Annotated in this window: 20 protein-coding genes; 15 read left to right on the top strand and 5 right to left on the bottom strand. The window is 62.6% G+C overall.

Annotated elements, in window-relative coordinates; translation table 11 throughout:
• Window positions 1-18: 18 nt before the first annotated feature.
• The 5 genes from VQ575_RS16250 to VQ575_RS16230 all read left to right on the top strand — a co-directional run bounded on the left by VQ575_RS16250 (window position 19) and on the right by VQ575_RS16230 (window position 4,534).
• On the top strand, window positions 19-669 hold the full coding sequence (locus tag VQ575_RS16250; RefSeq protein ID WP_039589230.1) for a hypothetical protein: 651 nt from the start codon (window positions 19-21) through the stop codon (window positions 667-669).
• On the top strand, window positions 669-1,100 hold the full coding sequence (locus tag VQ575_RS16245; protein ID WP_198725336.1) for a phage holin family protein: 432 nt from the start codon (window positions 669-671) through the stop codon (window positions 1,098-1,100). Before VQ575_RS16250 ends, VQ575_RS16245 begins: the two co-directional genes overlap by 1 nt.
• A complete protein-coding gene (locus VQ575_RS16240) occupies window positions 1,097-1,906 on the top strand; it encodes a DUF3618 domain-containing protein (RefSeq protein WP_325917960.1) in 810 nt (269 codons plus the stop codon). Before VQ575_RS16245 ends, VQ575_RS16240 begins: the two co-directional genes overlap by 4 nt.
• Window positions 1,907-2,020: 114 nt before the next feature.
• The gene (locus VQ575_RS16235; protein WP_325917959.1) at window positions 2,021-3,427 is read left to right on the top strand and encodes a saccharopine dehydrogenase C-terminal domain-containing protein; all 1,407 of its coding nucleotides are present in this window, start codon (window positions 2,021-2,023) and stop codon (window positions 3,425-3,427) included.
• Between the two features lie 87 nt (window positions 3,428-3,514).
• Window positions 3,515-4,534, top strand: a complete 1,020-nt coding sequence (locus VQ575_RS16230; RefSeq protein WP_052680800.1) for a hypothetical protein — start codon at window positions 3,515-3,517, stop codon at window positions 4,532-4,534.
• 15 nt (window positions 4,535-4,549) lie between these two features.
• Here the strand turns inward: VQ575_RS16230 and VQ575_RS16225 are convergent, their stop codons facing one another.
• Entirely contained in the window at window positions 4,550-4,744 is a 195-nt protein-coding gene (locus VQ575_RS16225; protein WP_039589239.1) for a hypothetical protein, read from the bottom strand.
• A gap of 221 nt (window positions 4,745-4,965) precedes the next feature.
• On the opposite strand from VQ575_RS16225, the gene glsB reads away from it, so the two are divergent.
• Window positions 4,966-5,874: a glutaminase B gene (gene glsB, locus VQ575_RS16220; RefSeq protein WP_039589241.1), complete on the top strand. Its 909-nt coding sequence runs from the start codon at window positions 4,966-4,968 to the stop codon at window positions 5,872-5,874.
• A 65-nt stretch (window positions 5,875-5,939) separates the two neighbouring features.
• On the opposite strand, the gene VQ575_RS16215 is transcribed toward glsB, so the two are convergent.
• Both VQ575_RS16215 and VQ575_RS16210 read right to left on the bottom strand, forming a co-directional pair.
• Window positions 5,940-6,269 carry a hypothetical protein gene (locus tag VQ575_RS16215; protein ID WP_039589245.1) on the bottom strand — a complete coding sequence of 110 codons (330 nt, stop codon included), beginning with the start codon at window positions 6,267-6,269 and terminating at the stop codon, window positions 5,940-5,942.
• A 586-nt stretch (window positions 6,270-6,855) separates the two neighbouring features.
• On the bottom strand, window positions 6,856-8,796 hold the full coding sequence (locus tag VQ575_RS16210; protein WP_325917957.1) for a DNA topoisomerase III: 1,941 nt from the start codon (window positions 8,794-8,796) through the stop codon (window positions 6,856-6,858).
• A 241-nt stretch (window positions 8,797-9,037) separates the two neighbouring features.
• Here VQ575_RS16210 and VQ575_RS16205 point away from each other — a divergent pair, with 241 nt between their 5' ends.
• The 4 genes from VQ575_RS16205 to VQ575_RS16190 all read left to right on the top strand — a co-directional run bounded on the left by VQ575_RS16205 (window position 9,038) and on the right by VQ575_RS16190 (window position 13,597).
• On the top strand, window positions 9,038-9,445 hold the full coding sequence (locus tag VQ575_RS16205) for a response regulator (RefSeq protein WP_039589248.1): 408 nt from the start codon (window positions 9,038-9,040) through the stop codon (window positions 9,443-9,445).
• Window positions 9,446-9,551: 106 nt separating this feature from the next.
• Window positions 9,552-10,073 (top strand): sigma-70 family RNA polymerase sigma factor, encoded by a 522-nt coding sequence (locus tag VQ575_RS16200; protein WP_039589250.1) that lies wholly within the window; start codon window positions 9,552-9,554, stop codon window positions 10,071-10,073.
• On the top strand, window positions 10,070-11,023 hold the full coding sequence (locus VQ575_RS16195; protein WP_325917955.1) for a FecR domain-containing protein: 954 nt from the start codon (window positions 10,070-10,072) through the stop codon (window positions 11,021-11,023). Before VQ575_RS16200 ends, VQ575_RS16195 begins: the two co-directional genes overlap by 4 nt.
• 96 nt (window positions 11,024-11,119) lie before the next feature.
• Window positions 11,120-13,597 (top strand): TonB-dependent siderophore receptor, encoded by a 2,478-nt coding sequence (locus VQ575_RS16190; RefSeq protein WP_325917952.1) that lies wholly within the window; start codon window positions 11,120-11,122, stop codon window positions 13,595-13,597.
• A 42-nt stretch (window positions 13,598-13,639) separates the two neighbouring features.
• Here the strand turns inward: VQ575_RS16190 and VQ575_RS16185 are convergent, their stop codons facing one another.
• Complete coding sequence (locus VQ575_RS16185; protein ID WP_039589256.1) at window positions 13,640-15,262, bottom strand: MFS transporter; 1,623 nt, start codon at window positions 15,260-15,262, stop codon at window positions 13,640-13,642.
• A 140-nt stretch (window positions 15,263-15,402) separates the two neighbouring features.
• Entirely contained in the window at window positions 15,403-17,046 is a 1,644-nt protein-coding gene (locus tag VQ575_RS16180) for a GMC family oxidoreductase (RefSeq protein WP_039589258.1), read from the bottom strand.
• A gap of 131 nt (window positions 17,047-17,177) precedes the next feature.
• Between VQ575_RS16180 and VQ575_RS16175 the strand changes: the two genes are divergently transcribed.
• The 5 genes from VQ575_RS16175 (at window position 17,178) to VQ575_RS16155 (ending at window position 23,914) form a co-directional block, all read left to right on the top strand.
• Window positions 17,178-18,062, top strand: a complete 885-nt coding sequence (locus VQ575_RS16175) for a LysR family transcriptional regulator (protein ID WP_039589260.1) — start codon at window positions 17,178-17,180, stop codon at window positions 18,060-18,062.
• 108 nt (window positions 18,063-18,170) lie between these two features.
• A complete protein-coding gene (lexA, locus tag VQ575_RS16170; protein WP_198725347.1) occupies window positions 18,171-18,788 on the top strand; it encodes a transcriptional repressor LexA in 618 nt (205 codons plus the stop codon).
• Window positions 18,788-19,411, top strand: a complete 624-nt coding sequence (gene imuA / locus VQ575_RS16165) for a translesion DNA synthesis-associated protein ImuA (RefSeq protein ID WP_325917950.1) — start codon at window positions 18,788-18,790, stop codon at window positions 19,409-19,411. Before lexA ends, imuA begins: the two co-directional genes overlap by 1 nt.
• Window positions 19,412-19,418: 7 nt before the next feature.
• The gene (locus VQ575_RS16160) at window positions 19,419-20,840 is read left to right on the top strand and encodes a Y-family DNA polymerase (protein WP_039589264.1); all 1,422 of its coding nucleotides are present in this window, start codon (window positions 19,419-19,421) and stop codon (window positions 20,838-20,840) included.
• Entirely contained in the window at window positions 20,816-23,914 is a 3,099-nt protein-coding gene (locus VQ575_RS16155) for an error-prone DNA polymerase (protein WP_325917948.1), read from the top strand. Before VQ575_RS16160 ends, VQ575_RS16155 begins: the two co-directional genes overlap by 25 nt.
• The last annotated feature ends 7 nt before the right edge of the window (window positions 23,915-23,921 follow it).

Genomic DNA, 23,921 nt, shown 5'->3' with positions numbered 1-23,921 from the left:
CGGAGGCGATGGACAGACATGACTATCCCGGACAACAACCCCGAGCGACAAAGCGGCACCGCAAGCCAGGGGCGAGCTGGAGAACCCCTGAACCACATCAAGGATGACGTGAACGAAGCCATCGGCAGCGCTCGCGAGCAGGCCGATGCGCATTTCGGTCAGTACCGCGATACCGCGGCGGACCAGATCGATGCATTGGCGCGTGGCGCCAAGTCAGCCATGTCGGAACTCGAAGCCAATGACACGCTGGGCTTGTCGCATTACCTGGCAGACATGGCCGACAGCATGAGTGGCCTGGCCAGCAAGTTGCGCAACAAGAGCGCCGAGCAACTGTTGCATGACGGCTCGCGTTTGGCGCGGGATAACCCGGGCTTGTTCCTCGCCGGCAGTATCGCAGTGGGCTTCGGGCTGTCGCGGTTCCTCAAAGCCGGCACTTCTGCGATGGCCACAGAGGTCGACCACGCTGGCGCCGAACGGGCGGAGCCACCGGCCGAAGGCTTCGGCGCCCAGCCCTTCGATCCGATGCCCGACCCTATTGGTCCGGGTGCGGCGACCAGCAGCGGACTCGCCACGGGCGTCACCCCGACTTCACCCAGCGTGCAGGACCATCCCAGTGATTCAGCTACCGGCTCGCTGCCGGGCTCGGCCAATACCAGAGGAGAATTGTGATGAATCGACCAGACCCGGATATCCAGCGTTCCGCAGGGGCCTCGGTGCCCGAAAACGATGCCTCGGTCATGGGCCTGCTCAGGCAGTTGACCCACGAAGTGCCCTCACTGTTTACCAAGGAACTGGCATTGGCCAAGGCGGAATTCCAAGCCAGCCTCAACACCTTGAAGGCGGGTATCGCGGGGGTGGCGGGCGGCGCGATGGTGCTGCTGGCCGGCTTCATCATTCTGCTGATGGCGGTGGTGTATGGCCTGAGCACGATGATGGCGCCCTGGCTGGCCGCGCTGATCGTGGGCGTGGTGGCGATGATCATCGGTTTCGTCATGGTGCAGTCCGGCAAGAAGCAATTCGAACCGTCCCATTTCAAGCCTGACCGAACGCTCGACGCCTTGAACAAAGATCAGGAAGCCCTGCGGAGGAAAGCCTCATGAAGGATGAATTCAAAACCGAATCGCAGAAAAGCCCGGAGACCATCGAGCGCGAGATCGATGAGCAGCGCGCCCATATCAGCCACATCGTCGATGCCTTGGGCAGCAAATTCACCCCAGGGCAAATGCTCGATCAGGCCTTGGGCCTGGTGAAGGGAAATGGCGCGGAATTTTTTGGCAACCTGGGCACTACGGTGCGCAACAACCCGGTGCCGACCGTGCTGACTACGGTTGGCCTGTGCTGGTTGATGCTCGGCCAGAACCACCCATCACGGGTTGGCTATCGTGTCGGTCCTGACCAGGATTCCAGCGGCTGGACCGATGGGGTGGCCAGTGGGTTGGGCAGTGCCAGGAACCATTTGCATGACACCACCGACTCCTTGCGCGAAGGCTTTCACCACCTCAAGGACAAGGCCTCTCACATGGCCGATGATTTGAGCGCCAGTGCTCGTCATGCCCGCAATCGTGCACATGAAACGGGTGATCGAATGACCCAGGGTTCGCACGACCTGGGCGATCAGTTCAGCCGCCTGCTCAAGGAGCAACCGTTGATGATGGCGGCCGCGGGTATCGCCTTGGGCGCCATGTTGGGCGCAGCCTTGCCGAGCACTTCCACCGAACAGCGGGTGATGGGCAAGACCAGCGCCGGCCTGGCCGACAAGGCCAAGCAAAAGGCTCGCGAGGGCTACGAAACGGTGCGTGATACGGTGAGCAAGACCACCGAGCATCGTGATGAGCCTAGCGTCACGCCGGCCAACGGACGGGTGCATTCCGGCGCGGATCTTTCCGGCGGGCTGGGGACTTCGTAGGCGCAAGCAGGTGCGGCGCGGCTGGATCCGCGCCGCACCTGTCAACCTTGACAGTAGCTTCGGTCGTCGTTCGGTTATTTCATGGGAAATACACCGTTCTCAAGGAAGCAACACATGAAACATCACGTCCCGTTCACCGGCCATCTGGTCTTCATCGGCTTCGGCTCCATTGCCCGGGCCACCTTGCCCTTGCTGCTGGGACAAGATGACATCGAGGTCCAGCAGATCACCGTCATCGCCCCAGTAATCGAGCAGAACATCTGGTTCAAGGAGCGAGGTATTCAGTTTGTCTGTGAGGCGTTGACCGAGCAGAACTTCGCGCAAACCCTGGATCGCTTCGTCCAACCGGGGGATTTCATTGTCAACCTGTCGGTGGAGGTCAGCTCCCTGGCGGTCATTGCCTATGCTTCCGTCAAGGGCGCGCTGTACCTGGACACCTGCGTCGAGCCCTGGGCCGGCGGCTACAACGATCCACAGTTGGACCTTTCCCACCGCACCAATTATGCATTGCGCTACCAGGTGCTGGATTTGCGCAAGCGATTGGGCAGGGGGCCGACGGCAGTGGTTGCCCACGGCGCCAACCCTGGCTTGATCACGCATTTGCTCAAGGCTGGGCTGATGGAATTGGCCGTGCAGTTGGGCCATCCGCTACCCGAGGCCGGTGAGGGGATCGACTGGGCCAGGTTGTGCATGGGACTGGGCATCAAGGTCATTCATTTTGCCGAACGCGATACCCAGTGCTCCCAGCGTCTCAAAGAGGATGATGAGTTCGTCAACACCTGGTCGGTGCACGGATTTATCAGTGAGGGTAGCCAGCCGGCGGAGCTGGGTTGGGGCAGTCACGAGCGCACGTGGCCGTCTTTTGCGCGGCGACACCGCTTCGGCAGCCGTAACGCGATCTATCTGGAACGGCCGAGCGCCAGTGTGTTGGTAAAGACTTGGACACCCTTGGGCGGTCCATGCCTGGGCATGATGATCACCCATCACGAGACCGCTTCGACGGCCGACCTGCTGACCGTCAAGGATCAACGCAAATTGATCTATCGGCCAACGCTGCATTACGCCTATCACCCTTGCAATGACGCGTTGCTGTCGGTTCATGAGCTGATCGGCCGAGGCTGGCAGACCCAAACCCGGCAACGCATCCTCAACGGTGAAATCGACAGCGGCGGGGTCGATGCCCTGGGCGTGTTGCTCATGGGGCACGACTGGAATGCCTACTGGTTCGGCTCGCTGTTGAGCATCGACGAAGCCCGGGCGCTGGTCCCATTCAACAACGCCACCAGCCTGCAAGTGGCGGCGGGGGTCCTGTCGGGGATCGTCTGGGCGGTCGAGCATCCGGATCGCGGTATCGTCGAACCCGAACAGATGGATTACGAACGCGTGCTGGAAATCGCCAGGCCCTACCTGGGCACGCTGGTGGGCCAGCGCACCGACTGGACACCCAGTGGCGCCAGCCCCAAGCCTACCGCGCAGGAATCGGCGCAGGACTGGCAGTTCGCGCACTTCACCCGGTTCTGACTGCTGCGACCCTCGTCACAGGGACCGACACGATTGCAACGCCTATACTCAAGTCCATGGATCCCTTGATGCCCAGGTGGCGCAATCGTGCTGCGTTCGCTGATGCTGGTCGTGATGCTCGTCCTGGCGGGGTGCGCCACGTCACAGCGCGGCCAGCAGGTCGCCACGGTAGCGATTGCCCAGGACACTTGGCGACAGGTTGACCGGCAGATCATCGCCGCGTCGAAAAGCGCCCTCGAACAGGCTCAGCTGTACGCGCGCGGCTCGATGGAGCATTGGCGGGTGTTGGTCTACGAGCGCACGGAGGCCGAGTTCATCCCGTGGTTCAGCAGTTATTGGACCCAGGAATGGTTGGCGTTGAAAGTCAGTTGGTATTCAGCCAGCGCCGAGGGCGAGGCGGACTCGGCGGCCAAGCGCCTGGCGGCATACTTGCAGGAGCAGTATCGCGAGCAGGTGCTGGCGCCCGTCGCGGTGGAAATCGATCCCGAGGCGATCAGGGCCAACGCGACCGGGTACTACGTGCGCTTGCTCAATCAGCAGATCCCGGTGATTGCCCAGCGACATCGCATCCCGCCTGAAGTGATGAACCGGCGCTTGCACGGCATTACCGCCATCAACCTGGGCCCACCAGCGGCCCGCAACGCGTCGTTGTACGAGATGGTCCACACCGAACCGCTCAATACGCTACCGGCCTACGCGGCGTTGATCGATCATGTCGACAGGGCGGCGGACACCGGTTCAGGGCCGTCGGACGCGGTAATAGCGACAGTGGCGCAACGCACCAGTGAAAAAATCGAAGCGCAATTCGCCACGCGAGGGGCGGCCGGGGCGGCAGCGGCGGTGGCCGGAAAAGCCGCAGGGGCGTTGATTTCAGTCGGCGTGGCGGGCATCCGCGCGATGATCCACGAGGGTGAACGGGAGGACATGGAAGCACAGATCCGCAAGAGCCTGAGCGCGGCTTTCGACGAAGCCTGGTTCAAGTCCCTCAAGCATCCCCTCAGCGGGGTGATGGCTCCGGTGTATTACCTGGCCGGGGAAATCGACGACAACCTGATGCAAGCCGATCTTTCCGGTCGGCCGGTGGAATTGCCTGCCGTCGTGCCTTGACCAGAGGCCCTTTTCCTAGTCCGACCCCAGCGTGACGCGACAACCCTTGCGATGGCGGATCTGTTCGTCCGTGGGGCGTTCCTTGATGAATTCGAAGCGCGGCTCGCCTTCGCTGTAGATCACCAGCCATCCCCACTCCAATTCAGTTTCATCCTGCCCGGGCTGGGGCGGTGCGGCCCACCAGGGTTCTTTTTGCATGATTTGGCGCATCGTTTACCTCCTGCCGGTTGATCCTTGACTATAGACCGCTGGATTTCGTGACTAGCGCCCGCGCAGCTTTTTGAAAGTCATGGTCGGACGCCGCTTTTGTGGCGAGGGGGCAAGCTCCCTCGCCACGTTTTTTAGCCGACCCAGTGTGCTCTGAACCTGCCCATCGGCGTCTAGCGTCTGTATCCCCGCACTCGAACGGGGAATGATTGGACCCTGCGCATATGCAAGCACTGTTGAACGAGATCCTCGATGCGGTTCGCCCCCTGATCGGTCAGGGCAAGGTGGCCAACTACATTCCCGCCCTTGGCACTGTGGCGGCCAATCAGTTGGGTATTGCCGTCTATAGCAATGACGGCGAGATGTATTGCGCGGGCGACGCCGAGACCGCGTTTTCGGTGCAGAGTATTTCCAAGGTATTCAGCCTGGTGCAGGCCATCGGGCATTCCGGCGAGGCCATCTGGGAGCGCTTGGGCCATGAGCCCTCCGGCCAGCCTTTCAACTCCCTGGTGCAACTGGAGTTCGAACGGGGCCGTCCGCGCAACCCATTCATCAATGCCGGAGCCTTGGTGATCTGTGATATCAACCAGTCACGCTTTGCCGCTCCGGCGCTGTCGATGCGTGATTTCGTACGGCGTCTGTCCGGTAATCCCCAGGTGATGGTCGACGGCAAGGTCGCCGAGTCGGAGTATCAGCACCGTGCCCGCAACGCGGCGATGGCCTACCTGATGCAGTCCTTCGGCAATTTCCATAACGATGTGGAAGCGGTGTTGCGCAGTTATTTCAGCCATTGCGCGCTGCGAATGAACTGCATCGACCTGGCCCGGGCGTTCTGCTTTCTCGCCAATGACGGTTTCTGCAAGCACAGCGGCGAGCAGATCCTCAGCGCTCGCCAGACTCAGCAAGTCAATTCCATCATGGCCACCAGCGGCCTGTACGACGAGGCGGGCAACTTTGCCTACCGTGTCGGCTTGCCGGGCAAGAGCGGTGTGGGCGGCGGGATCGTCGCCGTGGTGCCAGGGCAGTTCACGGTCTGCGTCTGGTCGCCGGAGCTCAATGCGGCCGGCAACTCCCTGGCCGGCATGGCGGCGCTGGAATTGCTCAGCCAACGGATTGGCTGGTCGGTGTTCTAGTTTCCCGTTGCACAAAAAAGGGCCCGCTCCTGAATCAGGAGCGGGCCCTTTTTGTTTGTGGGCTATCAGCAGAGGCGGTCGATGACCCGGACCTCAGACGAATGCTGCACCGATTGCCAGGCCTGGGTCAGCGTCTGCAGGACGCGGCCCATGAAGTCTTTGTCGGCCGCGGCTTTCTTGCCGACGTAGCCTTGCCCGCGGCGGTACATCTTCAGTCGAGCGCAGAGATCCTGCTGGTGCTTGTCGAATTCCTCTTCCTGGGTGAAAGGCGAGAGGCAGTCCATATGGACTTGGCCGGTCTTGCTGATCCACAGGATATGACTATCCAGGCTGTCCTTGTGTGCTGCGAACATGCGAGCCAGTTCATCAATAGATGGTTGATTATTCAGATTCATGTGTAAGCCCCTTGACCATTTGGTTGATCTGTCTGGTGGTTCGCAAAACTTCGCCGTTCGGTAAGTGCCTGCCTGATACCGAAATCAGGCCGTCAGCATTCATCCGCAGGACTTCTGCGGGGTCGTGCAATCGGTTATGTAGTGTTAATCGAAGGGCTGCTACGCAAATGCGCTACAACGAAGAGAAACAGCGAAGAATCTTCAGGCCAGTGTCGACTTCAAAGGTCGAGCCCATGCGTCATGAGGATTGATTCGCCAGCGTTTCTCGTCCTTGTTACCGGACGGTCATGCCAGGTCAGCACCTTCAATCTGCCTTGTGGGCAGTCCCTTATCCAAAAAACAGCTCGGCGGTCAGACGAGCTTGCTCAAACATTTGCCTGTACTCCCGATCGGGGAGACGTCTGCATCATGCAAGGCGAAATCGGAGGCGTCAACGGTTTTGTAGTGATTATTTTTGGTCACTACATATTGTCGGACAAAATGGTTTGGGTATGAAAAACCACCTGAGTTGGGTGACCTAATCCTTGGTGAGGTATTCATCTGTGGCGAGGGGATTCATCCCCTCGCCACAGGACCTCCTTTGAGTTCAAGTGGCCTTGCTCGCCTTGCGCGGCGCACCGCCAGCCTTGCGCTTGGACGGCTTGCGTTTGTTCTTCCACGGCGCGGCGCCTCGTCCGGCGGGGCTGGCCGGGCCGTTGATGGTCAGGCTCATGCCTTGGCAGCGGGCCACATGCTTGCTCATCCAGGCGGTTTGCCGGGTGACGAATTCCTCCAAACTCATCTCACCGCTTTGCACCATGTCCAGTGCTTGTTCCCAGATGGCGGTGGTGCCGGGGTCGGCAATCGCCCGGGGCACCGCGTCGATCAGGCTGAAGGCCGCCGGGGTGGCGGATAGGGCCTTGCCGTTCTTCAGCAGGTAGCCACGGTCGAGCAAGCCCTGGATGATCGAGGCCCGGGTCGCTTCGGTGCCGATGCCTGTGGTGTCCTTGAGTTTCTGCTTGAGCAGTGGATCTTCCACCAGCTTGGCGACGTTTTTCATCGCCTTGATCAGGTCGCCTTCGGTGAACGGCTTGGGCGGTTGGGTCCACAAATCCTTTGGTGTCACCGCGTCGACGTTGCAGTCGCGGCCCTCGGCCAGCGGCGGCAGGGTTTGCGGCGTGGGGGCTTCCCGCCCTCGCGCGGGCGCCAATGCTTCGGGCAGGGCGCGTTTCCAACCGGGCTCGACGATCTGCTTGCCCACCGCACGCAGGTCCTGCCCGGCACAATCGAAGTCGGCCTGGGTCCGGTCGTATTCATGGTGGGGCAGGAACTGCGCCAGGTAACGTGCGCGAATCAGTGTATAGACGGCGCGTTGCTTGCCGGCGAGCTTGTCGAGGCTCTTCGCCGCCGCCGTGGGAATGATGCCGTGGTGCGCGCTGACCTTGGCGTCGTTCCAGGCCCGGGACTTGCGCTGTGGCTGCAGGTGATCGCGCAGCGGGGCAAGGCCCGGATCGGCCTGGGCGAGGGCGGCCAGGATGGCGGGTGCTTCGCTGTGCTGGCTCAAGGGCAGGAAACCGCAATCGCTGCGCGGGTAGGTGATGAGCTTGTAGGTCTCGTAGAGCGACTGGGCAATGTCCAAGGTCTCCTGGGCGCCGAGTCCAAGTTTCTTCGAGCAGACTTCCTGCAAGGTGCCCAGGTCGAACGGCAGCGGCGGCGCCTCGCGCAGGCGCTCGGTGCGAACCCTGGTCACTCGCGCCGTCGTGGCGTTGCCCATGGCCTGGGCGGCCTCCCGGGCCATGGCCTGGTTCAGGCAGCGCTCCTGGTCGTCGCAGGCATCCGGGTCGGCGCGCCACTGGGCGGTGAACGCCGTTCCGGCGTGGCTCAGTTGCACGTCGATGGCCCAATAGGCGACCGGTACGAAATCGGCAATGCTGCGGTCGCGATCCACCACCAGACGCAGGGTTGGTGTCTGCACGCGGCCCACCGGCAGGACGCCTTGATAACCGGACTGGCGCCCCAGCAGCGTGAACAGGCGGCTCATGTTCATGCCGATCAGCCAGTCGGCCCGGGAGCGACCGAGGGCCGAGTGATACAGGTTGAAGGTTTCCGCCCCCGGCTTGAGGGCGGCGAGGGCCTTGCGGATCGAGGCTTCGTCGAGGGCTGACAGCCAGAGTCGCTGGATCGGCCCGCGATAGCGGCAATGTTCGACGAGTTCCCGGGCGATCATTTCGCCCTCGCGGTCGGCATCGGTAGCGATGACCAATTCCTTTGCCTCTGCCAGCAGCCGCTTGACCGCTTTGTACTGGCTCGCGGTCTTCGGCTTGACCGTCATCTTCCATTGGGCCGGCACGATGGGCAGGTCGGCCAGCACCCAGCGCTTGTAGCGGGCATCGTAGGCGTCCGGCGGGGCAGTCTCCAGCAAATGGCCGATGCACCAGGTCACCGTGACGTTCGCGCCCAGCCAGCAACCGTCGCCGCGACGGGTGGCACCCAACACCGCGGCGATGTCCTTGGCCTGGGACGGTTTCTCACACAGGTACAACCGCATAACGCCTCTTCCTGAGCAGGTTTCATGGGGCGCTAGCATGGTCAGGGATTGGCGCCGGGGCAAGCTTTATCTGTATGGATATACAGATAAAACGTTGCGCTGCGTTGCAACCGCCGTTAGACGAGGCAGCCCGGCGCCTGCATGGGCAAGCAGAATGAATTAATCGCAAGGGCATCGCTCATAACTTGCAGAGCGGTTCAAACCGCGACGCACGTTAATGGAATCAAGGAGAGTCACTTTCATGAATTCGATGCCGAAGGGCAACGGACAGGCGACCACACGTTTGATTCTCGTTGTTGAGGATGATCCGACCATCCTGGAGTTTCTCTGTGAGATCCTGGAGGAAGAAGGGTTTGTCGTCGAGCCAAGGGAAAGCGCCGATTCGGCGCTGACATTCCTGGAAGAGAGCGCCGATTACGTGGACCTGCTACTGACCGACATCACCATGCCCGGTGAAATGGACGGCGCCGACCTGGCCAATCTGACCGGGGATCGTTGGCCGCAGATACCGCTGCTGATCATGTCGGGGTTCGAGACCCCGGAAAGCGCCGGGATCAAACACCAGGCCTCGTTCATCGCCAAGCCATGGGCGCTGGGGCAGATGCTGGACCTGGTGGAAAGCACCGTGAAAAGCCATTCAGTGCACTGACCCCGGAGCGACAGGGCAGGGACCGTCCGCGCATGTTTGGGTTGCAAAGCGGCGGTTGCTGCGATGACAATGCGATTCATTATCAGTCGCGAATTATTCCATTGTCATGTCCGCCAACGATCTGTACCTACGCAGTGCCGTCAACGATCTGTATTGCGACCATCACGGCTGGCTTCAAGGCTGGCTGCGCAAGCGCCTGGGTAACACGTTTGATGCGGCAGACCTGGCCCAGGATACCTTCGTTCGCGTGATCAAGGCGCGCTCGGCCCTGGATATACGCGAGCCGCGGCCCTATCTGTCGATGATCGCCAAAGGCTTGCTGGTTGACCTTTTTCGCCGCCGCTCCCTTGAGCAATCGTACCTGGATGCGCTGGCCGCCATGCCTGAACGGCAGCAGCCGTCGCTGGAAGAGCAGGCGATCCTGTTCCAGGCCCTCATGGAAATCGATCGGCTGCTTCAAGGGCTGGGACCGCGGGTCAAGCAAGTGTTCATCCTGTCGCAATTCAACGGTCTGACGTACCCGCAGATCGCCGAGCGCCTGGACGTCAGCGTGCGCACGGTCAATAACCATATGGCCAAGGCCATGGAACACTGCTGCCTGATGCAGATCCAGTTGCAGCTTGCATGAGCCTGTCACCCGAGCAACTGCAAGCCATTCGTGCCGCGGCGCAATGGTACGCCCGGCTTCACTCCGGTACCGCGGCTGACGCGGATAGGGCCGGATGGCGCGCCTGGTTGGCCGCGGATCCGTTGCATGATCAGGCGTGGCAACGCATGGCGGCGGTGTCTGAACAAATGGCCAGCGTGCCGGGCGCATTGGCCGCCCCCACCTTGAGCGAACCTCCTGGCCGTTCGCGACGGCAAGTGTTGCGAAGCGCCTTGTTGCTCACGACCACCGGTTGCCTGGGGTGGTTGGGCTGGCGAAGCGAGACCGCGCAGAACTTGCGTTGCGATTACCGGACCGGCATCGGCGAGCGGCGAGCGTTCCAATTGGCGGACGGCAGCACCGTACTGCTCAACACTGACACATCGATCGACGTTCGTTTCGATGGCAAACAACGCGTTGTTCGTCTGTTGTGGGGTGAGATTATCGTTACGACTGCAGTCGATCCTGCGCAGCGCCCCTTCAAGGTCATTACTGAACAAGTCGAAGTGTTGGCCTTGGGAACCCGTTTTATCGTCCGCGCCCAGGCCCAGCGTGGCGAGGTGGCGGTGCTTGAGAAGGCCGTCGAGGTCAGTTTGCGCAGTGGCGGCCCCGCGACGCGGGTCGATGCCGGTAGCCAGCTGGATTTCAGCGACCGGTCGCTGGGCAGGCCAAGGGCCAACGACGTGTCGGTCGGCGCCTGGCAACGAGGCAGCATCATTGCCATCGACCGTCGATTGGATGCGTTGCTGGCAGAGCTGTCGCGCTATCGCATGGGAGTACTGCGTTGCGACCCGGCGATTGGCGATTTGAAAGTTTCCGGGGTTTTCCCCATCGACAATACCGACCTTGCCCTTGCGGCGCTCGAGAGCGGTTTCCCATTGCGGGTGACTCGATACAGCCGGTTCTGGGTTCAGGTGTCCCATAGCAGATAACCCTTGCCCCCCGTGCAATTAAAAATGTTTTGCACTTTTTGTCGGCATCGTTCGGCTCATCCCTCAGTGAATTTCTTGACTGTGGGGAGGGGACGCATGTCTCGCGTGAACGCGCCAGGTCGTCTGGCGATTGCAATGAAAATCGGGTTGTTGGCTGCTACGTCGTCCAGTGCCTGGATGGTACAGGCGAGCACGATGTCAGGCGCTTCGAGCCAGCAACGTTCGGTGCAGGCTTACGATATTGGCGCAGGTACCCTCATGGATGTGCTGACGCGCTTCGCCAGCCAGGCGGGTGTTGCACTCTCGTTCGATGCCGCACAACTCCAAGGATTGCAGTCGCCAGGCTTGAACGGTTCCTTTGGCGTGGCCGACGGCTTCGCTCGCATCCTGGGCGATAGCGGCCTGCAAGCCGAGCCCCAGGCCAGCGGGACCTATCGGCTTCGGGCCGTGCCGTCTCGCGGTTCGGCGATGGAATTGGGCACGACCACCATTGACGGGCAACTGCTCACGGCGACCACCGAACATAGCGGCTCCTACACCACCGGAGCGGTCACCATCGGCAAAGGCGAACACGCGCTGCGCGAGACGCCGCAATCGGTCACGGTGATCACCCGCAAGATGCTCGACGACCAGAACCTGAACACCATCGATCAGGTCATGGAAAAAACGCCCGGCATCACCGTCTACGATTCGACCATGGGCGGCAAGTATTTCTATTCCCGCGGGTTCCGAATGTCGGGTCAATACCAGTACGACGGTGTTCCGCTGGACATGGGCAACAGCTATGTCCAGGCGGACAGCTTCAGCAGTGACATGGCCTATTACGATCGAGTCGAAGTCCTGCGCGGCGCCGCCGGGATGATGAAAGGTTCCGGCGGTACTTCAGGTGGCGTCAATTTCGTTCGCAAGCGCGGCCAGGCCACGCCCCAGACTGAACTCAGCCTCTCGGGTGGCACTTGGGACAACTACCGCGGGCAAGTCGATACAGGCGGCCCCCTGAACGACGCCGGCACTGTACGGGGCAGGGCAGTGATCGCCGAGCAGAGCCGGCATTATTTTTACGACGATGCCCGGCGCAAGGACCAGGTCTTTTACGGCGCCCTGGACGTCGACCTGACCCCCGACACGACGCTTGGCCTGGGCGTGGCCTATGAGGACGTCGATGCGAGCCCGTGCTGGGGTGGGCTTCCACGCTACCGCAATGGCAGCGATTTGAAGCTCAGTCGTTCCACTTGCCTGGACCCGTCGTGGAATACCTGGCGCAGCCAGCGGACCACAGTGTTCGGCGACCTGCGGCACCAGCTCAACGACGACTGGGCCGTGAAGCTCGCGGGGGTCTATACGAAAAATACCCAGGACATCAAATACGCCTTTGCATCGGGCTCGGTGGCACCCGGTTCCTCGACCACTAATTTGCTCGGCAGCATGTACGACTATGATCAGGTCGATTACGGTCTCGACGCCTACCTGGACGGCAAGTTCGACGCCTTCGGCCAGCGCCATGAGTTGATCTTCGGCGTCAATGCCAGTCGTTCGGACAAAGACGATTTCTACTCGGTCGCCTTGTTGCCGCAGAAGCAGAATGTATTCGATCCGGACCGGCACATTCCCGAACCGGACGACAGCTACTTCATCGAAAACTCGACGCGAGGGGGGCCGGTCAAGACTGTAACCGAGCAGCACGGCGTATATTCGACGCTTCGCCTGAAGTTGGCGGACCCGTTGACCTTCGTAGTGGGTAGCCGGGTGAGCTGGTACAGCTCCAAGAGTGACTCGGTATTTCTCACGGGCGGTACGGAACACGCCAGGAGCACCGAGACCGGCCAGGTCACGCCGTTTGCCGGTGTGTTGCTGGACCTCAACCAACACCTGACCGCCTACGCCAGCTATTCGGACATCTTTACGCCCCAAGGCAATTACCGCTCGCAAAGTGGTTCGGCGCTCAAGCCGTTAATGGGCGAGAGTTACGAACTGGGGATCAAGGGCGAATGGTTCGAGGGCCGCTTGAACACCGCTTTCAACCTGTTCCGCACTGTGCAGAAAGACCAGGCCCAGACCGACTACAACTCAAGCTGTGCGTCGTCGGATGGCTATTGCTACGAAAACGCCGGCAAGGTTCGCGCCCAGGGTTTCGAAGCCGAGATCAGCGGCGAGGTCATCGAGCGGCTGCAGTTGCTGGCCGGATACACCTACACCCAGACCAAGACCCTCGACGACATAGACACCAGCCTCAACGGTGGCTCGTTCAACAGCTACGTGCCACGCCATATGCTGCGTCTGTGGGGCGACTACGCCCTCGGCGGGGCATTGGAACGCTTCAGCGTTGGCGCCGGGGTCAATGCCCAAAGCGATAACTTCCGCGTATCGCCGGCCAGCGGCGAGAAGATCACCCAGGCCGGTTATGCCGTATGGAACGGCCGCGTTGGCTACCGCATCGATGACACCTGGTCAGTGGCGCTCAATGGCAACAATCTGTTCGATAAGCGTTACTACTCCACCATCGGGACGGAGAGCTTCGGTAACTATTACGGTGAACCCCGCAACTTCACCGCGACGGTGAAGGCACGTTTCTGAAATCTGTGGCGAAGGAGGTTCATTCCTTCGCCACACTCGGGTTCAGTTAGTGTCCAGGTCCACGTTGCGGGTTTCCCGCAGGCAGATCATCCCGACCACCAGGCTCACGCCGGTGATCACCACCGGGTACCACAGCCCGTAGAAGATGTCACCGGTGTAGACTACCAGGGCAAACGACACCGTAGGCAGGAAACCGCCGAACCAGCCATTGCCGATGTGATACGGCAATGACATCGACGTGTAGCGGATCCTGGTTGGAAACAGCTCGACCATCAGCGCCGCGAGCGGGCCGTAGCACATCGCCGAGATGATGATCAGCGCGACGATCAAGGCCACGATCATCGGCCGGTTGATCTGCTGGGCGTCGGCTTGTTGCGGATAGCCGGCCAACGTTACCGCGCCGCGCAGGGCGGCTTCGTCGTAGCCTTCGAGCTTCACGTCACCGATGCTGACCTGCACGGTGCTGCCGGCCGGTGCCGCGACGCTACTGTAGGGCAGGCCTTGCTTGACCAGGAAGGTCTTGACCTTGTCGCAGGGGCTGTCGAAGCGCGCCTTGCCCACCGGGTCGAACTGGAAGGTGCAGGTGGCCGGGTCGGCGATCACGCTGATCGGCGCCTGGCGGCTTGCCAGGTCGATGGCCGGGTTGGCGTAGTGGGCGAGGGTCTTGAAGATCGGAAAATACAACGCCGTCGCCAATAACAGGCCGATCATCAGCACCGGTTTGCGCCCGACCTTGTCCGACAGCCAGCCGAAGAAAATGAAGAATGGCGCACCGATCACCACGCTCACGATCAGCAGGCTATTGGCGAGGGCCGGGTCCATCTTGAGGAACTGGGTGAGGAAAAACAGCACGTAGAATTGCGCGGCATAGAAGGTCACCGCTTGCCCGGCGTTGATGCTGAACAGCGCGATCAGCACCACTTTCAGGTTTTCCCATTTGCCGAACGATTCACGGATCGGCGCCTTGCAGCACTTGCCTTCCTCTTTCATTTTCAGGAAGGCGGGCGACTCATGCAGGCTCAGGCGAATCCAGGTGGAAATGCCCAGCAGCAGGATCGACAGCAGGAACGGAATGCGCCAGCCCCAGACCTCGAATTGATCGCCGGTGAAATAGCGGCAACCGAGCACCACCAGCAGCGACAGCAACAGCCCGAGGGTGGCGGTGGACTGAATCCAACTGGTATGGAAGCCGCGCTTGCCCATCGGCGCGTGCTCGGCCACATAGGTCGCCGCGCCGCCGTATTCACCGCCCAGGGCCAGGCCCTGGAGCATGCGCAACACCACCAGGATGATCGGCGCGGCAATGCCGATGCTGGCGTAGTTGGGCAGCAGGCCGACGCAGAACGTCGCCAGGCCCATGAGCACGATGGTGGCCAGGAACGTGTACTTGCGCCCGATCATGTCCCCCAACCGACCGAACACCAGCGCACCGAACGGCCGCACGATGAAACCGGCGGCGAAGGCCATCAGGGCGAAAATGAACGCGGTGGTGTCGTTGACCCCGGCAAAGAACTGTTTGCTGATCACCGCCGCCAGGGCGCCATAGAGAAAAAAGTCGTACCACTCGAACACCGTCCCCAGGGACGAGGCGAATATGACTTTCTGGGTTTCCTGGCTGGTGCCGGCGCTGCGCGTGGCTTCCAGGGTCTGAACATGCTCGGACATAGCGGTATCCCTCACAGTGATTGTTTTTGTTGTTCCACTGCGACGCCGGGTGGGCGTCTCCTGATATGACACACTTTCCTTGAATCGACTCATGCGCCTGTGGGAGCAGGCTCGCTACCACCAGGGTTCTTTCTGTCTTTTCAGACCGTGGCGGGCTCCTTTTGCAGCGTGATGCTCGTCATGGCGGGCTCGAGGATCATTCGCGCCGCCTTCTCGGCAATCATCAACGTTGGCGAGCAGGTGTTGCCCGAGGTGATGCGCGGCATGATCGAGGCATCGGCGATGCGCAGGCCCTTGATGCCGTGCACGCGCAGTTGCGCATCCACCACCGCATCGCCGTCCTGGCCCATGCGGCAGGTGCCCACCGGGTGGAAAATCGTCGTGCCGATGCGGGCGGCGGCCTGGTGCAGTTCTTCTTCGGTTTGCAGGCTCGGGCCGGGCAGGTATTCCACCGGTTTGAAGGCACTGAGGGCCGGGGAGGCGACGATCCGTCGGGTCAGGCGAATGGCATCGGCGGCGACCCGCAAGTCTTCCGGGTGGCTCAGGTAATTGGGCTGGATCAACGGCGCTTCAGCCGGATCGGCCGAACGAATGTCAACGCGACCGCGGCTCATCGGACGTAAATCGCACACCGAGGCGGTGAACGCCGGGAAGCTGTGCAGCGGTTCGCCGAAACGCTCCAGGGACAATGGCTGCACGTGATACTCGAGGTTGGCCGAGGTCTGTTCCGGTCCCGAGCGGGCGAACGCGCCGAGTTGGCTGGGGGCCATGGACAGCGGGCCACTGCGGTCATACAGATAGCGCAGGCCCATGCCCATCTTGCCCAGCAGCGTGCCGGCGATCTGGTTCAGGGTGCGGGCGTTTTCCAGTTGATAGATCAGCCGCAGTTGCAGGTGATCCTGCAGGTTGCCGCCCACGCCCGGCAATTCGTGTACCACGCCGATACCCAAGCGTTGCAGCAGGCTGCGCGGGCCGATCCCGGAGCGCTGCAATATGCCGGGAGAACCGATGGCACCGGCGCACAGGACGATTTCCTTGCGGGCCTTGAAGCGCATTGTCTGACCTTGCCAGCGAGCGCTGACGGCGTCGGCGCGGTCATCGCGCAACAGCAGGCGGTCCACTTCGACGTCGGTCATTACCGTCAGGTTGGAGCGATTGCGAATCGGCTTGAGGAAGGCCTTTGCCGCGTTCCAGCGCACCCCGGCCTTCTGGTTGACCTGGAAATAGCCGCAGCCTTCGTTGTCGCCACCGTTGAAGTCGTCGATGCTGGGGATGCCGCTCTGCTCGGCGGCGGTGCGAAAGGCATCAAGGATCGGCCATGACAGGCGCTGGCGTTCGACTCGCCATTCGCCGGCCGCGCCGTGGAGTTCGGAGTCCCCCGCGAAGTGGTTTTCGCTCTGCCTGAACAGTGGCAGCACGTCGTCCCAGGCCCAGCCACAATTGCCTTCCGCGGCCCAGCCGTCATAGTCCGCAGCTTGGCCGCGCATGTAGATCATGCCGTTGATCGACGAGCAGCCGCCCAATACCTTGCCGCGCGGATAGCTCAGGGCACGCCCTTGCAGGCCCGGTTGTGCCTCGGTCTTGAAGCACCAGTCGGTGCGCGGGTTGCCGATGCAGAACAGGTAGCCGACCGGAATGTGAATCCACGGGTAGTTGTCGCGCCCGCCGGCTTCGAGCAGCAGCACCCGGTGTTGCGGGTCGGCCGAAAGCCGATTGGCCAGCAAGCACCCGGCAGGGCCGGCGCCCACGATCACGTAATCGTATTCATCGACGACAGGTTGCATTCGCGACCTCATTTCTTGTTTTTGTGAGATCCATCCTAGTTGTTAGTTTTCGTCAAAAGAATGTTAGTTTTTGCGCAGCTGCTGTGCGTTTATAAACACCACTGCCGTCAGGCGCGTTCAAGGATCGCCCCATGTTCGATTGGAATGACCTGCGCTATTTCCTGGAATTGCAACGCAGCGGGCGTCTATTGACGGCTGCAAGGCGCCTGAACACCACACATGCCACGGTGGCCCGGCACATCGAGGCCATCGAGAAAAGCCTCGGCACCGCGCTGTTTGTCCAGCATGCCCAGGGCTATGAGCTGACCCCAGCCGGCGAGACGCTGCTCAAGCATGCCGAGGCCATGGAAAACGTCGCGCTGCTGGCCCAGGAGGACATCACCCAATCCAGCGCACCCTTGGGGAAGATCCGACTGGGGGTGACGGAAGGGCTGGGCATCATGTTCCTGGCCAGTCGCATGGACGGGTTGTTCCAGCGCTATCCAGGGCTGGAGGTGGAGTTGGTGGCGGTGCCGCGATTCGTCAGCATCCTCAACCGCGAAGCGGAAATCAGCATTCACCTCGAACGTCCCGCGGCCGACCTGCTGGTGACGCGCAAGCTCACCGACTACAGCCTGGCGCTCTATGCGAGCCAGGCCTACCTGGATCGCTCACCCCCCTTGCGCAGCCGCGAGGACCTGGCCCGTCATGCCTGGATCGGCTACGTCGATGACCTGTTGTTCAGCCAGGAGCTGATGTTCCTGAACAGTTTTTGCCGAAAGCCCCGCGTCGTGTTCCACAGCACCAGCGTCATCGCCCAGCAACAGGCCGCGCGCTCGGGCCTGGGGATCGCCGTGCTGCCGTGCTACATGGCCAGCGGCGACCCGACGCTGGTGCCGCTGTTGCCGGACGAAACCATCTGCCGCAGCTACTGGATCAGCACCCGCCGCGAACTGCATAAATCAGTGCGGCTGCGCGTGCTGTGGGATTACGTTGTGCAGTTGTGCGAGCGCGAGCAGGGATTGTTGCTGCCCTGATCACGCCACGGCTCCCAAAGAAACCAGCATTGAGCGCGCAAGGGCGAAACCATAAGCGGTTGTGAACTGACTGGCGGCGCTTGTCAGAAAAAACCGACAGGAGTACAAATGTACTCCATGACGACTCTCACTCCCCGCCGTACCGCCATCCTGACCTTTATTCGCGAACGCATCGCCGAGCAGGGCCAGCCTCCCAGCCTTGCAGAAATCAGCGAGGCGTTTGGTTTCGCCTCTCGCAGCGTGGCGCGCAAGCATGTGCTGGCGCTCACCGAGGCCGGTTTCATCGAGGTCAATCCGCACCAGGCCCGAGGCATTCGGCTGTTGAACCAGCCGCCGCGCCCCGAGCTGCTGGACGTACCGGTACTGGGGCGGGTGGCCGCCGGCCGGCCGATTGGCGCCGATGCGGAGGTCCACAGCCGCCTCTTGCTGGACCCTGCGATTTTCACCAAGGCGCCGGATTACCTGTTGCGCGTCCAAGGCGACTCGATGATCGAGGACGGTATCCTCGACGGCGACCTGGTGGGCGTGCAACGTACGCCCCAGGCCGCCAACGGGCAGATCGTCGTGGCGCGCCTGGACGGTGAGGTGACCATCAAGCGTTTCGAGCGCGTCGGCGAGCGCGTACGCCTGCTGCCCCGCAACCCGGCCTATCAGCCGATCATCGTCGAAGCCGACCAGGACCTGGCGATAGAAGGCGTGTTCTGTGGCCTGGTGAGGCAAGGCTGATGGGGGCCGTCGTTGCGCTGGACACGCTGTTCAATGGCGGCCAGGTCTGGAAGGGCCGGCCTGCGCCACCGGCCGCCAGTCCACAACCCACCGGTCATGCGGCGCTGGACGCGGCATTGCCCAGTGGTGGCTGGCCGGAAGCGGCGCTGACGGAAATCCTCATAGGCGCGCCGGGCGTGGGTGAGTTGCAACTGGTGTGGCCGACCCTGGCGCGGTTGTCGGCGGCGGGGGAGCGGATCGTGCTGGTGGCGCCCCCGTTCGTGCCCTATCCCCAGGCCTGGCGAAATGCCGGGGTGGACTTGCGCCAGTTGTCGATCATCCAGGCCGATCCACGGCAAGCCTTGTGGGCCACCGAGCAATGCCTGCGTTCGGGCAGTTGCGGCGCGGTGTTGTGCTGGCCGCGCCAGGCGGATGACCGAGCCTTGCGCCGTTTGCAGGTCGCCGCGGAAACCGGCCAGACCCTGGCGTTCGCCTGGCGCTCGCTCCAGGAAGCCATCAACCCGTCCCCGGCGGCCTTGCGCATCGCGATCGATGCCCGGCCCGCGCAATTGCGGGTGCTCAAGTCCCGGGGCGGGCTGGCGCGTTCGGCGCCGATTGCGTTTCCCGCGTACGCAGGGCATTGAGGTTGCGATGCGCTGGGTCTGTATCCTTTTCCCGCAATTGGCGCTGGACGCCGCGCTGCGCCAGCGCCCCGATCCCGACGCGCCCCTGGCGCTGCTGACCGGTCCGGCCCAGCGCCGGGTGCTGCAAGCGGTCAACGAACCGGCCCGCGCCCTGGGCCTGCGCCCCGGCCAGAGCATGACCGCCGCCCAGGCCTTGAGCAAAGGGTTCGCCACCGCCGAGTACGACGCGACGCAAATCCAATACTGGCAACAATTCCTCGCGGCCTGGGCCTACCGCTTCAGCTCCCAGGTCAGCGTGCATTACCCGCGCACAGTGCTGTTTGAAATCGAATCGAGCCTGGGGCTGTTCGGGCCGTGGCCGGTATTCGAGGCGCGTTTGCGGGCCGAACTGACTGAACTGGGCTTTCGCCATCGCATCGTCGCCGCCCCCAATCCCGTAGCAGCGCGGATGCTGGCCAATGCCTACGACGCCCTGGTGGTACCCGATAACGAGACCTTGCAAGCGTACCTTGGGCAAATGCCAGTGGACCGGGTCGGCCTGGCACCCGAGGTTGCCACGGCCTTGTCGCGCATGGGCCTTCGCCAGCTCAGCCAAGTCCAGGCCTTGCCCCGGCACACCTTGGCGCGGCGTTTCGAAGCCGGCATGCTCAAGCACCTCGACGCGCTGGTGGGCAGCCGTACCCTGGCGCTGTCGTTCTACCTGCCCCCGGACCGTTTCGATGTGCGCATCGAACTCAACTATGACGTGCAGTCCCACCAGGCATTGCTGTTTCCGCTGCGCCGGTTGACCGGCGATCTGTCGACCTACCTGTGCGGACGCGACAGCGGCGTGCAGCGTTTCGACTTGCACCTGGAGCATGCCGGTTTGCCGGACACGATCATCAAGGTCGGCCTGCTCAGCGCCGAGCGGGATGCTTCGATGTTGTTCGAGCTGGCCCGTGGCCGTCTCGAACAGGTGCAGGTCGAGGCTCCGGTGCGCGGTTTCCGCTTGTGTGCCGAAGACCTGCCGAGCTTCGTGCCCCAGCGCCTGGAATTGTTCGATGAACGTCCCCAGCAGTCCTTGCCGTGGGAGCAACTGCGCGAACGGCTGCGGGCGCGCCTGGGGGATGAAGCCGTGCAAGGGCTGGGGTTTGGCGATGATCATCGACCCGAATGCGCTTGGCAGATGAAACCCCAGCCGCAACAACAGGCGTGCCCGCTGCGCGATGATATCCAGCGTCCCGGCTGGCTGCTCGGCGAGCCCCAGGCGCTGCCCGAGGGCCAAGTGCGAATTCTCATGGGCCCGGAGCGCATCGAATCCGGCTGGTGGGACGGGGCTGATGTACGGCGTGATTACTACCTGGTCGAAACCCGCGCCGGCCAACGCGGCTGGGCCTATCGGCCGGTGGGCGAGGGCGGGCCGTTGTGGCTGCAAGGCTGGTTCGCATGAATGTCGAATATGCCGAGCTGCATTGCCTGTCGAACTTCAGTTTCCAGCGCGGCGCCTCCAGTGCGTTGGAACTGTGCCGTCGCGCCAGGCAGCAGGGTTATCGGGCCCTGGCGATCACCGATGAATGCACCCTGGCCGGCATCGTCCGGGCCTGGCAGGCGGCCAGGGAACTGGAGCTGCAGTTGATCGTCGGCAGCGAGATCCAGGTCGAGGACGGTCCGAAGCTGGTGTTGTTGGTGGAGAACCTTGAGGGCTACCAAGCCTTGTGTCGACTGATCACCCGCGCCCGGCGCCGCAGCGAGAAAGGCCGTTATCGCATCGTCCGGGAAGACTTCGACGAGCCGCTGCCAGGGCTGCTCGCGTTGTGGGTGCCCGATGGCAAGGAGCCCGAGGCGCAAGGGCGCTGGCTCCGACAGGTGTTCAACGCAAGACTCTGGTTGTCCGTGCAGCTGCATTGCGGGCAAGACGACCGACGGCGGCTGGCGGACTTGCTCGCATTGGCCGAACGCTTGGGCCTGCCGGCCGTCGCCACGGGCGATGTGCACATGCATGTGCGGGGCCGCCGCGCCTTGCAGGACACCATGACCGCCATCCGCCACCACGTCACCGTCGCCGAGGCCGGCCAGCGCCTGCACCCCAACGGCGAGCGCCACTTGCGTAGCCTTGAGGCACTGGCCGGTCTCTATCCCCGCACCTTGCTCGATGAAACCCTGAAGATCGCCCGGCGCTGCACGTTCGACCTCGGTCAGTTGCGCTATGAATACCCCCGCGAGCTGGTGCCCGAGGGCCATGATCCTGCGTCCTGGCTGCGGGAACTGACCGAGCGCGGTTTGCGTGAACGCTGGAAGGAGGGCGTGACAGAAAAGGTGCGCGCGCAGATCGACAAGGAACTGGAGCTGATTGCCGAACTGGGCTACGACAGTTATTTCCTCACCGTGCAGGACATCGTCAGTTTTGCCCGCAGTCGCCACATTCTTTGCCAGGGCCGGGGCTCGGCAGCCAACTCGGCGGTGTGCTACGCCTTGGGCATCACCGAAATCGACCCGGCCCAGACGGACATGCTGTTTGAACGCTTCCTGTCCCGCGAGCGCAATGAACCGCCGGACATCGACGTCGATTTCGAACACGAGCGTCGTGAAGAAGTCCTCCAGTACGTGTTCCAGCGCTACGGTCGGCATCGCGCGGCGTTGACGGCGGTGGTCAGCAGCTACCACGGTGCCGGGGCGGTGCGCGACGTCGCCAAGGCCCTGGGCCTGCCGCCGGACCAGGTCAATGCGCTGGCCGATTGCTGCGGGCGCTGGAGCGATGAAGCGCCGCCGGTGGAGCGTTTGCGCGAGGGCGGCTTCGACCCGCAGAGCCCGGTGTTGCGCCGGGTGCTGAGCCTGACCCAGCAACTGATCGGCTTTCCCCGGCACCTGTCCCAGCACCCCGGCGGCTTCGTGATTTCCCAGCAACCGCTCGACACCCTGGTGCCGGTGGAAAACGCCGCGATGGCCGAGCGCACCATCATCCAGTGGGACAAGGACGACCTCGATGCGGTCGGGCTGCTTAAGGTGGACATCCTCGCCCTGGGCATGCTCAGCGCGATCCGCCGTTGCTTCGACCTGATCGCGCATTACCGGGGCGTGCGCCATACCCTGGCGTCGTTGCCCAAGGATGATCGGGCCACCTTCGAGATGATCAGCCGCGCCGATACCATCGGTGTGTTCCAGATCGAATCCCGGGCGCAGATGGCGATGTTGCCTCGGCTCAAGCCCAAGGAATATTACGACCTGGTGATCGAGGTGGCGATCGTGCGGCCGGGACCGATCCAGGGCGGGATGGTGCACCCTTACCTGCGGCGACGGAATGGGGAAGAGAAGATCACTTATCCGTCGCCGGAATTGAAAGAAGTACTGGGCCGTACCTTGGGCATTCCGCTGTTCCAGGAACAGGTCATGCAGATCGCCATCGTCGCCGCCGGCTACAGCCCGGGCGAAGCGGACCAGTTGCGCCGATCCATGGCCGCCTGGAAGCGCCACGGCGGGCTTGAACCGCACAAGAAAAGATTGGCCGATGGCATGGAGGCCAAAGGGTACAAACCTGAATATGCCGCGCAGCTCTTCGAACAGATCAAGGGCTTTGGCAACTACGGTTTTCCTGAGTCCCACGCCGCCAGTTTTGCCTTGCTGACCTACGCCAGCAGTTGGCTCAAATGCCACGAGCCGGCGGCGTTCGCCTGCGCGCTGATCAATAGCTGGCCCATGGGTTTCTACAGCCCGGACCAGATCCTCCAGGATGCCCGCCGGCATCAGTTGCAGATCCGTCCGGTGGACGTGCGAGCCAGTGATTGGGAATGCAGCCTGGAACCGATGGAAGGCCGGCAACCGGCGATTCGCATGGGCTTGCGCCTGATCAAGGGTTTTCGCGAGGACGATGCCCGGCGTATCGAGGCGGCACGCAGGCAGCGGCTTTTCATCGATGTAGCCGACCTGGGTGAGCGCGCGCGACTCGATGCCCGTGCCCTGGAACAACTGGCGGACGCCGACGCTTTGCGCGGCCTGGCCGGCGACCGCCATCGCGCCCGCTGGGAAATCGCCGGGGTGGAAAAACAGCTGGGCCTGTTCGCAGGGCTGCCCAGCCAGGAGGAACCGCCCGTGGCCTTGCCGACGCCCACAGTCGGGGAAAACCTGTTCGCCGACTACGCCACCGTGGGCACGACGTTGGGGCCTCATCCGTTGGCGCTGCTGCGTTCCGAATTGCGTGCCCGGCGCTGCCGCAGCTCGCGGGAACTGCAGGCTGTCGAACATGGCCGCAACGTCAGCGTCGCCGGGCTGGTCACCGGTCGCCAACGCCCGGGCACGGCCAGTGGCGTGACCTTTGTCACTTTGGAAGACGAATTCGGCAATCTCAACGTGGTGGTCTGGCGTGATTTGGCCGAACGCCAGCGCAAGGTCCTGGTAGGGTCGCAATTGCTCAGGGTGGATGGGCGCTGGGAGAGTGTCGGCGAGGTCCGCCACCTGATCGCCGGACGTCTGAGCGACCTGAGCGAGTTGCTGGCGGGCATCCATGTGCGCAGTCGGGATTTCCGCTAGACACCCC

The organism is Pseudomonas frederiksbergensis (genome assembly GCF_035751725.1).
Lineage (GTDB): Bacteria > Pseudomonadota > Gammaproteobacteria > Pseudomonadales > Pseudomonadaceae > Aquipseudomonas > Aquipseudomonas frederiksbergensis_A.
Note: the sequence above shows the minus strand (reverse complement) of the source record. Positions and strands in the feature narration are given on the sequence as shown.